Origin of the sequence: Eubacterium uniforme (assembly GCF_900167115.1) — a bacterium.
Taxonomy (GTDB): domain Bacteria; phylum Bacillota; class Clostridia; order Lachnospirales; family Lachnospiraceae; genus Eubacterium_S; species Eubacterium_S uniforme.
In genome coordinates, this window is record NZ_FUXZ01000002.1 from 13,921 (window position 1) to 27,165 (window position 13,245).

10 protein-coding genes are annotated in these 13,245 nt (G+C 33.5%); 9 read left to right on the forward strand and 1 reads right to left on the reverse strand.

Annotation, left to right across the window (positions count from 1 at the left end):
• Window positions 1–14: 14 nt before the first annotated feature.
• From tgt to B5D16_RS00095, 3 genes are all read left to right on the forward strand, one after another.
• Entirely contained in the window at window positions 15–1,157 is a 1,143-nt protein-coding gene (gene tgt / locus B5D16_RS00085) for a tRNA guanosine(34) transglycosylase Tgt (protein WP_078764917.1), read from the forward strand.
• Between the two features lie 12 nt (window positions 1,158–1,169).
• On the forward strand, window positions 1,170–1,493 hold the full coding sequence (yajC, locus tag B5D16_RS00090; RefSeq protein WP_423240938.1) for a preprotein translocase subunit YajC: 324 nt from the start codon (window positions 1,170–1,172) through the stop codon (window positions 1,491–1,493).
• A gap of 279 nt (window positions 1,494–1,772) precedes the next feature.
• Window positions 1,773–3,743: a leucine-rich repeat domain-containing protein gene (locus tag B5D16_RS00095; RefSeq protein WP_078764918.1), complete on the forward strand. Its 1,971-nt coding sequence runs from the start codon at window positions 1,773–1,775 to the stop codon at window positions 3,741–3,743.
• A gap of 60 nt (window positions 3,744–3,803) precedes the next feature.
• Here the strand turns inward: B5D16_RS00095 and B5D16_RS00100 are convergent, their stop codons facing one another.
• Window positions 3,804–5,282 carry a hypothetical protein gene (locus B5D16_RS00100; RefSeq protein ID WP_078764919.1) on the reverse strand — a complete coding sequence of 493 codons (1,479 nt, stop codon included), beginning with the start codon at window positions 5,280–5,282 and terminating at the stop codon, window positions 3,804–3,806.
• 253 nt (window positions 5,283–5,535) lie between these two features.
• On the opposite strand from B5D16_RS00100, the gene leuB reads away from it, so the two are divergent.
• The 6 genes from leuB (at window position 5,536) to B5D16_RS00130 (ending at window position 13,238) form a co-directional block, all read left to right on the forward strand.
• Window positions 5,536–6,618 carry a 3-isopropylmalate dehydrogenase gene (gene leuB, locus B5D16_RS00105; RefSeq protein WP_078764920.1) on the forward strand — a complete coding sequence of 361 codons (1,083 nt, stop codon included), beginning with the start codon at window positions 5,536–5,538 and terminating at the stop codon, window positions 6,616–6,618.
• Between the two features lie 75 nt (window positions 6,619–6,693).
• Complete coding sequence (gene ilvD, locus B5D16_RS00110; protein WP_078764921.1) at window positions 6,694–8,367, forward strand: dihydroxy-acid dehydratase; 1,674 nt, start codon at window positions 6,694–6,696, stop codon at window positions 8,365–8,367.
• A gap of 24 nt (window positions 8,368–8,391) precedes the next feature.
• Window positions 8,392–10,086, forward strand: coding sequence for a biosynthetic-type acetolactate synthase large subunit (gene ilvB / locus B5D16_RS00115; RefSeq protein ID WP_078764922.1), 1,695 nt, complete (start codon window positions 8,392–8,394; stop codon window positions 10,084–10,086).
• A 224-nt stretch (window positions 10,087–10,310) separates the two neighbouring features.
• The gene (gene serC / locus B5D16_RS00120) at window positions 10,311–11,390 is read left to right on the forward strand and encodes a 3-phosphoserine/phosphohydroxythreonine transaminase (protein ID WP_078764923.1); all 1,080 of its coding nucleotides are present in this window, start codon (window positions 10,311–10,313) and stop codon (window positions 11,388–11,390) included.
• An 11-nt stretch (window positions 11,391–11,401) separates the two neighbouring features.
• Window positions 11,402–12,565 (forward strand): phosphoglycerate dehydrogenase, encoded by a 1,164-nt coding sequence (locus B5D16_RS00125; RefSeq protein ID WP_078764924.1) that lies wholly within the window; start codon window positions 11,402–11,404, stop codon window positions 12,563–12,565.
• A gap of 190 nt (window positions 12,566–12,755) precedes the next feature.
• Window positions 12,756–13,238 (forward strand): MarR family winged helix-turn-helix transcriptional regulator, encoded by a 483-nt coding sequence (locus tag B5D16_RS00130; RefSeq protein ID WP_078764925.1) that lies wholly within the window; start codon window positions 12,756–12,758, stop codon window positions 13,236–13,238.
• Window positions 13,239–13,245 lie beyond the last annotated feature (7 nt).

Consider the following 13,245-nt stretch of genomic DNA (forward strand, 5'->3'; position numbering starts at 1 on the left):
AGGATAAATTATTAATGTATAAAATTATTGAAACAGATGGTAATGCTAAATCAGCTGAATTTACTACAGTTCATGGTGTTGTTCAAACACCAGTGTTTATGAATGTTGGTACTGCAGCTGCAATTAAGGGTGCAGTTGCTACAACTGATTTACAAAATATAAAAACACAGATAGAATTATCAAATACATATCATTTACATGTAAGACCTGGTGATAAGATTGTAAAACAGCTTGGCGGTCTTCATAAGTTTATGAATTGGGATAAACCTATTCTTACTGATTCTGGTGGATTTCAGGTATTCTCACTTGCAGGTCTACGTAAGATTAAAGAAGAAGGTGTTTATTTTAATTCTCATGTTGATGGTAGAAAGATTTTTATGGGTCCTGAAGAAAGTATGCAGATTCAGAGTAATCTCGCATCAACAATAGCAATGGCATTTGATGAGTGCCCATCTAGTAGAGCTGATGAAAAATACATAAGGGATTCGGTTGATAGAACAACTAGATGGCTTCAAAGATGTAAAGATGAAATGGCTAGACTTAATAGCCTTCCAGATACAATTAATAAGCAGCAAATGCTTTTTGCAATTAATCAAGGTGGTGTGTTTAATGATATTAGAGTTGAACATGCTAAAGTTATTAGTGAAATGAATCTTGATGGATATGCAATTGGTGGACTTGCTGTAGGTGAAAGTCATGAAGAAATGTATGATGTATTAGAACATGTTGTTCCATTCTTGCCAAAGGATAAACCAACTTATCTTATGGGTGTAGGAACACCAGCTAATATATTAGAAGCAGTTGAAAGAGGTGTTGATTTCTTTGACTGTGTTTATCCAAGTAGAAATGGTCGTCATGGTCATGTGTATACCAATAAGGGTAAATTAAATTTATTTAACGCAAAGTATGAACTTGATAGTAAACCAATAGAAGAGGGTTGTGGATGTCCAGCTTGTCAAAATTATAGTAGGGCATATATAAGACATCTACTTAAAGCAAAAGAAATGCTTGGAATGAGACTTTGCGTATTGCATAATTTGTATTTTTATAATACAATGATGGAGGAAATCAGAGAAGCTATAAGAAATAAGAGTTTTTCTGCATATAAAAAATCAAAACTTGAAGGCTTTAAGGAGAATGATTTAAAGTCTAAATAGTAGGAGGACAGAATGTTTAATAATTTATTTTTAGCAGAGAAAGCATCAGATGCTGCAGGTGGCAATGTTATATTAATGATTGTATTTTATGTTGTTATCTTAGGTGGTATGCTTTATCTATTTGCAATTAAACCACAGAAGAAAGAAGAAGCTAAGAGAAAAGCTCTTTTAGATGAATTAAAGGTTGGTTCATATATTTGTACTTCAGCAGGCTTTTATGGACAGGTTATTGGTCTTGAAGATGAAGTTGCAATTGTTGAATTTGGTAATAATAAGAATTGTAGAATTCCTATGAAAAAAACTCATATTGTTTCAGTTGAAAACGAAGAAGAATAGTATAAATATTTAATAAAATTTGTTTGTTGATATTTGGATGAAGATATAAAACCTTTTATGATATGCAATGCATGTGATAGAAGGTTTTTTTTGTTATAATTTTTTGAAAAATTTATTGTATAAATTATACAAAGAGTATGGTATTTTTTATGGATGTATGTTAAAATTTCACCATGGGTTGATTTTTATATCACGAAGGAGTTTGAGGCTTATTAATGGGAGAAATATAAAGATTAATCTGAAATAAATGTTTTTCTTTTTAAGAGAAAGGGGTAATGTATGAGGTTTAAACAAGTAAGAAGAAAAGCTACAGCCATAGCTTTATCTGCGGCAATGGCATTTTCATTCAACGTAGCTACACCTACGAGTGTAAAGGCAGCAGATACTTCAAAATTATCAAGTAGAGTTACAACTATTTTTGATATGCAGAATGCAAAATTTAATGGTGAAGTAAATTTGGATTTTGCTAAAGAAAAGCCATATGAATGGACAAGTTTTGATCATCCTGTTGAAGAAGTCGTTGGACCAATTTATTCTTCTCTAGAAGCTACAGAGGAAGACGAATTGATAGAACAGGCTGGTGCTATTATTAATCAATTTATGGACGCAAAATTTGGTACGCTTGGTCAGTATGATAGTGAAAAAGAGTTTGTAGAGGGTTCATCTGCTTACTTAAATTATCTAGCTAAAATTGGAATTGGTAAAGTTGTCACAAATAAGGAAAACAATAAGTTACATGATTATTATGGACCTGAACAGATGAAGGCAGTTATTTCATTTGATGGCGAATTTAAAAATAAATATAATTTTAATTTGAATCTATATTTAAAACTATTTGAATCTGAAAAACAAAAAGTTGCTTATGTATCGGTAGTAGATGGAAAAATAATATTAAGTATTGACGATTATTATAAAGCATTAGGTTATTATCTTGATGAAAAGCCAAGAGTAGTTAAAGCTCGTTTTAATGAGGATAGCATGAGTAATCCTATGACTCAGATTGCTATGCAGAAAGAGACAGATATTATTGAGTTTATTAGAACTTTGCTTGCTACATACATGACACATATGTCAGAAACTAGTGAAGAATATGCTCGATTTGAAATGATTAATTCTATTTTTGAAAAGATTGAGAAAGATGCTAAAGCTGAAGGATCAGAGCCTATTGGTAAAGCAGCAATAGATGCTGTAGAAAAACTTGTTTCATTAGTTAGTGGTGTTGCTGATTCAACATATGCAAGTGCTTCTACATCAAATAGTGGTAAAAATTCATTTAAGATGGATAAAACTAATTTTAAAAATATCCTTATGAATTGGTATAGTAATTTAGGTAATAGTGGAGAAAAAATTAAAGCTGGTTTAAAAGACATTGTTGCTCCAATCCTTGAGGAAAAATATAAAAAGGATGTAAATGATGGTATAGTTAATTATGTAGATGGAATTGTTAAGAATGCTAATACAACATATGCTGAATTAACTAAAAATGGCGATGGATTTAAATTATCATCTGATGATGATGTACTCGTAATTAACTCATCATTGACAGGCGATAAAGGTGCTAGAGATTACGAAATTGACGGCAAATTTTATTATGGTAGATATAGAGAGACTATGAGATTACCATTGATACCTCAATATTATCCATATGCTTCTAGATCACAGAAGTTAACAGCTACATTTAAGTTTAGCATGAAGGAACCTGATGCTGGTAAAGTTAAACCTGCACCTGAAAAAATGGGACCAAAAGTTGGTTCAACTATAAAAGATAAAAACTGTTCATATAAAGTAATTACACAGGGCTCAGATAAGAAAGTTGGCGAAGTTGAGGTAAAGAAAGCTAATAAGAAGAATGTAAAGAAAGTTGTTATTAAGGGAGCAGTTAAAATTAATGGTGTAAAGTATAAAGTAACATCAATTGGTGCTAAGGCATTTAAGGGTAATAAGAAACTTACTAAGGTTACTATTGGTAAGAATGTTAAAAGAATTAAATCTAATGCATTTGCTGGATGTAGCGCATTAACAACAGTTGTTAGTAAATCTAAGGTTCTTTCTAGAATCGATAAGGGAGCATTTGCTAAGGATACAAAGCTTACTTCAGTTAATTTCAAATTATCAACTAAACTTAATAAGATTGCTAAGGGCGCATTTAAGGGCGTAAAGAAATCTTGTAAGATTAGTGTTAATAAGAAACTTAAGAAAAAGCTTGTTAAGAAATTAAAGAAGGCTGGTTGCAAAGCAACAGTTAAATAGTTAATAGCATAATAAAACACCTCCATAAGTAAATCTTGTGGAGGTGTTATTTATATAATGTTATTTGATTTCTGACATTTTTGATACAATTTTACATTCAATATTATTATCTTTACAAATATCTTGTAACTTGCCTGAATCTTTAATTGATAATTTATCGTACTGTGTGTAATCTAGTTTTTCATCTTTTTTTAGTTTTATTACAACGTACTTTGATTCATTCAACATTTTATTATTATCTATTCCAGATAGTTTACCAAGTAATTCATCGGCAGAAGAAGTATTATCAGTGTTTAATATGTACACAGTCTCAATTTCTGAATATAGATAAAAATCATTTTTTAATAATAAGTGATTGGTACTATCCTTAATTCCGATATCATAAAATGCAACTGAATTATTCGCACCAAGTGCAATACATATAATTGATACAATAAACATTGAAGTCACAGATCTGCGTCTGTGTTTTTTTATTGTTTCAGCGTCAATTAGATTTCCAAGCTTTGTTCTTAGTTCTAATGGAATTGCATCATCTTTAATTAACATGTTTTGCTTTATGTACGTGCTAATAGAAACAGCTGTGAAAAAAGCAGGAATTAACATAGTTAATCGGTTTGATAAGGAATCGCTGATTAAGAAATATGATCCTCTATATGATATATATCTAAAAAATCTAAACAATAATGCATACATAAATGTAAAGAATAAAAATGAAGCAGGAAAAACCAATGAGTAAAGTGGTTTGTTTTTACACTGTGGTTTTATGTGCTCGTTTTTATATCTTAAATTGGATGGTATAGCTTCATAACTTTGCTTTCCGGTTTTATATGATTGCATGTTTGAATACTGCCTTAAGTGATTAAGAAGACCATATTCATACTCGTTAAGTCTGGTTCGCTTTTTAAATAATGCTAATGCTTTATTATAGTTACCATCTAAATAACAATTATAGGCTTTATCATTAAACTTACTAAATCGTGTATAGTAGTAATGCTCGATTGAGTAATTAGGAAGCTTTCTGATTTCAGGTGCACTGAAAATGTGTGGTCCAAAGAAATTTTGTAGTTCTATACATTTATCTTTAAATAGTGTGTTAAGTTCATTACCATTCTGCGTAAAATCGTCTATTCTTTTAGCGTATGCCACAATTTCATTAACAATATACTTAAATGAATCCTTAAGTCTATCTTCTGTATTAACATTGTAGATTGTATAACACTTAAAGTTTTCTTTATCTATGAATCTTAATACATCATAGATTGAAAACATTAATTCACTATTGTTTTTTGTGAAATAAATGTAACTATCTAATACGGATTGTTCGTAGATAAGTCGACCGTCACCGCAAGAATATGTAATGTTTAATGTAAAGTTGTCATTTGCTAAAGAGTAGGTAATTACTTCGAGGTTAGATGTATCATCTATTTTAGTTGTATTTGAAATCACATTAAATGTTTTAAAGACAGAACTATTAAGGTTTTCTTTATGATCATTAGAAAGTGTTCTAAATAATTCTTTCAGTTCAGATTTTAGTGCCATGACAGCCCCCTTAATTTAAATAAAAATAGCTTTTACGATTTTGCATCGTGAGCATCAATAGAATAATATCAGCAAATATAAAAAAATTCAATAAGCATATAACTAAATAAGTGTTAAATGTTGAAAAATCTTTTAATTTGAGTTATATTTATAGATACGTGTCGGAGTATATCCAAATATATGCTATAAATATATGTGCATAATGGAAAAATAACTGATACGCGATACTTATTAATAGAAAAGAGGATTTGATATGAATTACAAAGTAGCAGTTATACCGGGTGACGGTATAGGTCCGGAAATCGTTGACGAGGCAAAAAAAGTCTTGAATGCAGTCGGAGCTAAATATGGACATGAATTTGATTATACTGAAGTCCTTATGGGAGGCGTCTCGATTGATAAGACTGGTGTGCCACTTACAGATGAAGCATTAGAAACAGCTAAAGCAAGTGATGCTGTACTTCTAGGTGCCGTCGGTGGTGTCGTCGGTAAGGATAGCTGGTACGAACTTCCTACAAACTTAAGACCTGAAGCTGGTCTTCTTGCAATTAGAAAGGGACTCGGATTATTTGCTAATCTTCGTCCAGCATACCTTTATAAGGAACTTAAGGGTGCATGTCCACTTAAGGAAGAAGTTGCTGAAAAAGGTTTCGATATGATTATTGTAAGAGAACTTACAGGTGGTCTTTACTTCGGTAAGAGAGAAACAAAGGAAGTGGATGGAGTACTTACTGCTACAGATACACTTACATATAATGAAAATGAAATCAGAAGAATTGCAAAGAAAGCATTCGATATTGCAATGAAGAGAAGAAAGAATGTTATTAGTGTTGATAAGTCAAACGTTCTTGATTCATCAAGACTCTGGGATAAGATTGTAAATGAAGTTGCAAAGGATTATCCAGAAGTTACACTTACACACATGTTAGTTGATAACTGTGCAATGCAGTTAGTTAAAGATCCAGCTCAGTTTGACGTAGTTGTTACTGAAAACATGTTTGGTGATATTCTTTCAGATGAAGCTAGTATGGTAACAGGTTCAATTGGTATGTTATCTTCAGCATCACTTCGTGAAGATAAGTTTGGTTTATATGAACCAAGTCACGGTGCTGCTCCTGATATTGCAGGACAGGATAAGGCTAACCCAATTGCAACAATTCTTTCAGCTGCAATGATGCTTAGATATTCATTTGACCTTGATAAGGAAGCTGATGCAATTGAAAAGGCAGTTGAACAGGTACTTGAAGAAGGCTTTAGAACAATTGACATTGCAAAACAGGGTGAAGACTTTGTTTCATGTAGTAAGATGGGTAGTCTTATTGCTGAGCGTGTTTAATAGAATATTTTAAATTTGTTTATATAGTTTTAAATATATAGTAATATGAGTAGATTGAAAGAAGGAGTAATTATTATGCAGAGTGATAATATGAAATCAGGCATGCAGCAGGCACCTGCAAGGTCCTTACTTAATGCCTTAGGTTTAACAAGTGAAGAAATAAAGAAACCAATCGTTGGTATTGTTAGTTCATATAATGAAATAGTTCCAGGACACATGAACCTTGATAAGATTACACAGGCTGTTAAGCTTGGTGTAGCTGAAGCAGGTGGTGTTCCAATTATGTTCCCAGCTATCGCTGTATGTGATGGTATTGCTATGGGACATGTAGGTATGAAGTATTCTCTTGTAACAAGAGACTTAATCGCAGATTCAACTGAAGCTATGGCAATTGCTCATCAGTTTGATGCATTGGTTATGATTCCAAACTGTGATAAGAACGTACCTGGTCTTTTAATGGCAGCAGCAAGAGTTAATGTTCCAACTGTATTTGTATCAGGTGGTCCAATGTTAGCTGGTCATGTAAAGGGTAGAAAGAGAAGTCTTTCATCAATGTTTGAAGCTGTTGGAGAATTCAACGCAGGTAAAATTAACGAAGAAGAATTTTGTGAATTTGAAAATAAAGTATGTCCAACATGTGGATCATGTTCAGGTATGTACACAGCTAACTCTATGAACTGTCTTACAGAAGCTCTTGGTATGGGTCTTCCTGGTAATGGAACAATTCCAGCAGTTTATTCAGAGAGACTTAAACTTGCTAAGAGAGCAGGTTATGCTGTAATGGATATGCTTAAGAAAAATATTAGACCAAGAGATATCATGACAAAAGAAGCTATTTTAAATGCTTTAACAGTTGATATGGCACTTGGTTGTTCAACTAATAGTATGCTTCATTTACCAGCTATCGCTCATGAAGTTGGTTTTGACTTTGATATAGCATTTGCTAATCCAATTAGTGAAAAGACACCTAACCTTTGTCACTTAGCTCCAGCTGGTCCTACATACATGGAAGACCTTAATGAAGCAGGTGGTGTTTATGCAGTTATTAAGGAATTACTTGATATAGGACTTATCAATGGTGATTGTATGACTGTAACAGGTAAGACTATTGGTGAAGCTGTTGCTAATTCATATAATAAAGATCCTGAAGTTATTAGAACAGTTGATAATGCATACTCAAAGACAGGTGGTCTTGCAGTTCTTAAGGGTAACCTTGCTCCAGATGGTTCTGTAGTTAAGAGATCTGCAGTTGTTCCTGAAATGATGGAACATGAAGGTCCAGCAAGAGTATTTGATTCAGAAGAAGATGCAATCGAAGCTATTTTAGGTGGCAAGATTGTTGATGGTGATGTTGTAGTTATCAGATATGAAGGTCCTAAGGGTGGTCCTGGTATGAGAGAAATGCTTAATCCAACATCTGCAATCGCAGGTATGGGGCTTGGTAGCACAGTTGCTCTTATTACAGATGGTAGATTCTCAGGTGCAAGCCGTGGTGCTTCAATCGGTCATGTATCACCAGAAGCAGCAGTTGGTGGTCCAATTGCACTTGTTGAAGAAGGCGATATTATTAAGATAAATATTCCAGAAATGAAACTCGAACTTGATGTCTCAGACGAAGTTTTAGCAGAACGTCGTAAGAACTGGACACCAAGAGAGCCTAAGGTCACAACTGGTTACCTTGCTAGATATGCACAGATGGTAACAAGCGGAAACCGTGGCGCTATTCTTGAAATCAAGAATGATAAATAATTAGAGTTATAATTTGGAGGAAATATGAAAACATATACAGGTTCTAGAATTTTAATTGAATGTTTAAAAGAACAGGGTGTTGATACAATCTTTGGTTATCCAGGTGGTACAATACTTAATGTTTATGATGAATTATATAAGCATCAGGATGAAATTACACACATCCTTACATCACATGAGCAGGGGGCAGCTCACGCAGCTGACGGTTATGCTAGAGCAACAGGTAAAGTTGGTGTTTGTTTTGCAACATCAGGTCCTGGTGCAACTAACCTTGTAACTGGTATTGCAACAGCTTATATGGATTCAATTCCACTTGTTGCAATTACAGCAAATGTTGCTACAAGCGCTCTTGGTAAGGATTCATTCCAGGAGATTGATATTGTTGGTGTAACAATGCCTATTACAAAGCATAATTTCATCGTTAAGGATGTAAAGGATTTAGCTAAGACAATTAGAAGAGCATTTTATATTGCTAAGTCAGGCCGTCCGGGTCCTGTACTTGTAGATATTACAAAGGATGCTACTGCTAATAAGGCTGAATATAAATATGAAGAACCAAAGGCTGTTGAAAGATCAACAGAGAATATTGCTAAGAAAGACATCGAAAAGGTAGTTTCTTTAATTAAAGCATCTAAGAAACCATTTGTTTTCGTTGGTGGTGGTTGTAATATTTCAAAGGCTTCAGAAGAATTAAAGGAATTTGTTGATTATATCGACGCTCCAGTTTGTGATTCTCTTATGGGTAAGGGAGCATTTGCTGGTACTGATGATAGATATACAGGTATGATTGGTATGCATGGTACAAAGACATCTAACTTTGGTGTAACAGAGTGTGATCTTTTGATTGCAATCGGTTGTAGATTCTCTGACCGTGTTATTGGTAATGCTAAGAAGTTCGCTAAGCATGCTAAGATTGTACACATTGATGTAGATCCAGCTGAAATTAATAAGAATATTAAGACGGATGCATCAGTTATTGGTGACGTTAAGATTGTTCTTTCAAGAATTAATGAACAACTTGAAAACATGAAGCATGAGGATTGGATGAAGCACATTAAAGAGATGAAAGAGCAGTATCCACTCACATATGATAAGTCGAAGCTTACTGGTCCTGCAGTAATTGAGGCTATTTATAATGCAACTAAGGGTGATGCGGTTATTACAACTGACGTTGGTCAGCATCAGATGTGGGCTGCACAGTTCTACAAATATACTAGAGAAGGACAGTTCATCACATCAGGTGGTCTTGGTACTATGGGATATGGTCTTGGAGCTTGTATCGGTGCTAAGGTTGGTGTAGGAGATACTCCTGTATTTAATATTGCTGGTGATGGTTGCTTTAGAATGAACTTAAATGAACTTGCTACAGCAAGTAGATATAATATTCCTATTATTCAGGTTGTTATTAATAACCATGTTTTAGGTATGGTTAGACAGTGGCAGACTTTATTCTATGGAAAGAGATATTCAGCTACAGTTCTTGAAGATAAAGTTGATTTTTGCAAAACTTCAGAAGGACTTGGTGCTAAAGCATTTAAGGTTACAAAGAAATCAGAACTTGATAAGGCTATTAAAGAAGCACTTAAGGCAGGTTGCCCATGTGTAATTGAATGTGTTATCGATAATGATGATAAGGTATTCCCAATGGTTGCTCCAGCAGCACCTATTAGTGAAGCTTTTTCAGAAGAAGATTTAGCTTCAAAAGGGTTTGAAGTATAGTTTTTAATTCGAAAATGATTTATGATAAGACATATTTATCTGTTAAATTATTGACGAACAGAATATATAGTTATATAATAAAAAAGTCGCAGTCTTTATTGTGATTAGAAATGAATTTTATAAGGATTCTCAAAAAGAGAGTCGTTTTCTCCGTTCGAAATACGGGGCTCCCATGATAAAAATCAAGGGTGGAAATATATACCAAGAGGTATTAGGAGGTAAAAATGAGAGTTTATAATTTTTCAGCAGGTCCGGCTGTATTACCGGAAGAAGTACTCAAAGAAGCAGCAGAAGAAATGCTTGATTACAAGGGAACTGGCATGTCAGTTATGGAAATGAGCCACAGATCAAAAGCTTTCCAGCAGATTATTGATGATGCTGAAGCAGATCTTCGTGAACTTATGAATATCCCTGATAATTACAAAGTATTATTCTTACAGGGTGGCGCTTCACAGCAGTTTGCAGCTATTCCTCTTAACTTAATGAAGAATGGTGTTGCAGATTATATTGTAACAGGTCAGTGGGCTAAGAAAGCTTATCAGGAAGCTCAGAAATTTGGAAAAGCTAATAAGATTGCTTCATCAGAAGATAAGACATTTTCATATATTCCTGACTGTTCAGATCTTCCAATTAGTGAAGATGCAGATTATGTATATATCTGTGAAAACAACACAATTTACGGTACAAAGTTTAAGGAACTTCCTAATACAAAGGGTAAGACACTTGTTGCTGACGTTTCATCATGTTTCTTATCAGAACCAGTTGATGTTTCAAAATATGGTGTAATCTACGGTGGTGTTCAGAAGAACGTTGGTCCTGCAGGTGTTGTAATTGTTATTATTCGTGAAGATTTAATTCCAGAAGAAGCTATGGATAATGTTCCAACTATGCTTCAGTACAAGACACAGGCTGATGCTGGTTCACTTTACAATACTCCACCATGTTACGGAATTTATATTTGTGGTAAGGTATTCAAGTGGATTAAAAAGATGGGCGGTCTTGAAGCTATGAAAGAACATAACGAAAAGAAAGCTAAGATTCTTTATGATTTCCTTGATTCTTCAGAATTATTCAAGGGTACAGTAGAAGCTAAGGATAGATCACTTATGAACGTACCATTCGTTACAGGTGATGCTGATCTTGATGCTAAGTTCGTAGCAGAAGCTAAGGCTGCTGGTTTTGAAAACCTTAAGGGTCATAGAACAGTTGGTGGTATGAGAGCTAGTATCTACAATGCTATGCCAATCGAAGGTGTTGAAAAACTCGTTGAATTTATGAAGAAATTTGAAGAAGAAAACAAATAGGAGATATAGAAATGTTTAAATATAATTGCTTAAATCCAATTGCTAATGTTGGACTTGATATTTTTACAGATGCTTATGAAAAGACAGATGATGTTAATGCTGCTGATGCAATCTTAGTTAGATCTGCATCAATGCATGAGATGGAATTATCAGATAACGTTAAGGCAGTTGCTAGAGCAGGTGCTGGTGTTAACAACATTCCACTTGAAGACTGTGCTAAGAAGGGTGTAGTAGTATTTAATACACCTGGCGCTAATGCTAACGGTGTTAAAGAATTAGTAGTTGCAGGTATGCTTCTTGCTAGCCGTGATGCAATTGGTGGTAATGCATGGGTTAAAGAAAATAAAGCTGATGAAAACATTAATAAATCAATGGAAAAGGCTAAGAAAGCATTTGCTGGTACAGAAATCGAAGGCAAAAAGCTTGGTATTATTGGTCTTGGCGCAATCGGTGCAAAGTTAGCTAATGCTGCTGTTGCAATGGGTATGGAAGTTTATGGTTGCGATCCATATATTTCAGTTGAAAATGCTTGGGCTCTTTCAAGATCGGTTAATCATGTAAGTAGCAATGAAGATATTTTCAAGACATGTGATTTTATTTCAGTACATGTACCTCTTCTTGATGATACAAAGAAGATGATTAATAAAGATACAATTGCTATGATGAAGGATGGAGTTATTATCCTTAACTTCGCTAGAGACCTTCTTGTAGATGATGATGCTATGGAAGAAGCTTTAAAGAGTGGTAAAGTTAGAAAGTATGTAACAGACTTCCCTAACTTTAAGACAGCTAACATGGATGGTGTTATTGCATTCCCACATCTTGGCGCTTCAACAGAAGAATCAGAAGATAACTGTGCTGTTATGGCAGTTAATGAAATTAGAGATTTCCTTGAAAATGGTAATATCAAAAATTCAGTTAACTATCCAGCGTGTGATATGGGTAAGTGCACAGCTGCAGGCCGTGTAACAATCGCTCATAAGAACGTACCTAACATGCTTAGCCAGTTTACTAACGTATTCGCTTCAGTTAATGCTAATATTTCTGATATGATTGATAAATCAAGAGGAGAATTTGCATATGCTATTCTTGATCTTGATTCACCAGCTGATGCTGATATCGTATCAAAACTTGAAGCTATTGAAGGCGTTATCAAAGTTAGAGTTATTAAATAATATAATTTTACATAAAAAAGCAATCTCTTTTGAGATTGCTTTTTTTGTTTATATGATGAGAAAATGTAAAATGCTAGTTTTAAAGTCGTTTGCTGACTTTCGTAATAAAAACTTGACAAAACACAAGTTAATTGTTAACATATGTTAACGAATAACTTGCGTTAATTATTTTTTAGAAAAGAGGTTGAAAATGATAGATAAAAATAATCAGAATAACCGATTTTATATGGCATTATATAGGTTGGGACATTTGAACTATCAGGAATTGGTACCAGAACTTTCAAAAACTGAAACAGTTATTTTTCATTGTATGTTAGAGAAGGAAGATGGTATTTGTGATAATTCTAAAGATAAAGATAATATAAAAATCAAAATGTCAGAACTTGCTAATAAAATAGGTATTTCTACACAATCTTTATCAAGAATGGTAAAAGGTTTGGAAGAAAAGGGATATTTAAGAAGAGAGGTAGATGAGGAAGATAGAAGAAATACTTATGTTTGTTTTACAGCAAAGGGAAAAGAATTAAGTGATGAGATTCATGATAAGTATTTAAAACTATTTAAATCTGTTACTCAACATATTGGTCAAGATAAACTTATTGAATTAGGTTTAAGAATGGATGAACTTGTAGATGTAATAGAAGAAGAATTAAGGAAATATACTGAAAAATAAGAATTAT

Bases quoted from the DNA above. Each gene is read 5' to 3' on its own strand.
- tgt (WP_078764917.1), top strand. From the start codon at position 15: ATGTATAAAATTATTGAAACAGATGGTAATGCTAAATCAGCTGAATTT.
- yajC (WP_423240938.1), top strand. From the start codon at position 1,170: ATGTTTAATAATTTATTTTTAGCAGAGAAAGCATCAGATGCTGCAGGT.
- B5D16_RS00095 (WP_078764918.1), top strand. From the start codon at position 1,773: ATGAGGTTTAAACAAGTAAGAAGAAAAGCTACAGCCATAGCTTTATCT.
- B5D16_RS00100 (WP_078764919.1), bottom strand. From the start codon at position 5,282: ATGGCACTAAAATCTGAACTGAAAGAATTATTTAGAACACTTTCTAAT.
- leuB (WP_078764920.1), top strand. From the start codon at position 5,536: ATGAATTACAAAGTAGCAGTTATACCGGGTGACGGTATAGGTCCGGAA.
- ilvD (WP_078764921.1), top strand. From the start codon at position 6,694: ATGCAGAGTGATAATATGAAATCAGGCATGCAGCAGGCACCTGCAAGG.
- ilvB (WP_078764922.1), top strand. From the start codon at position 8,392: ATGAAAACATATACAGGTTCTAGAATTTTAATTGAATGTTTAAAAGAA.
- serC (WP_078764923.1), top strand. From the start codon at position 10,311: ATGAGAGTTTATAATTTTTCAGCAGGTCCGGCTGTATTACCGGAAGAA.
- B5D16_RS00125 (WP_078764924.1), top strand. From the start codon at position 11,402: ATGTTTAAATATAATTGCTTAAATCCAATTGCTAATGTTGGACTTGAT.
- B5D16_RS00130 (WP_078764925.1), top strand. From the start codon at position 12,756: ATGATAGATAAAAATAATCAGAATAACCGATTTTATATGGCATTATAT.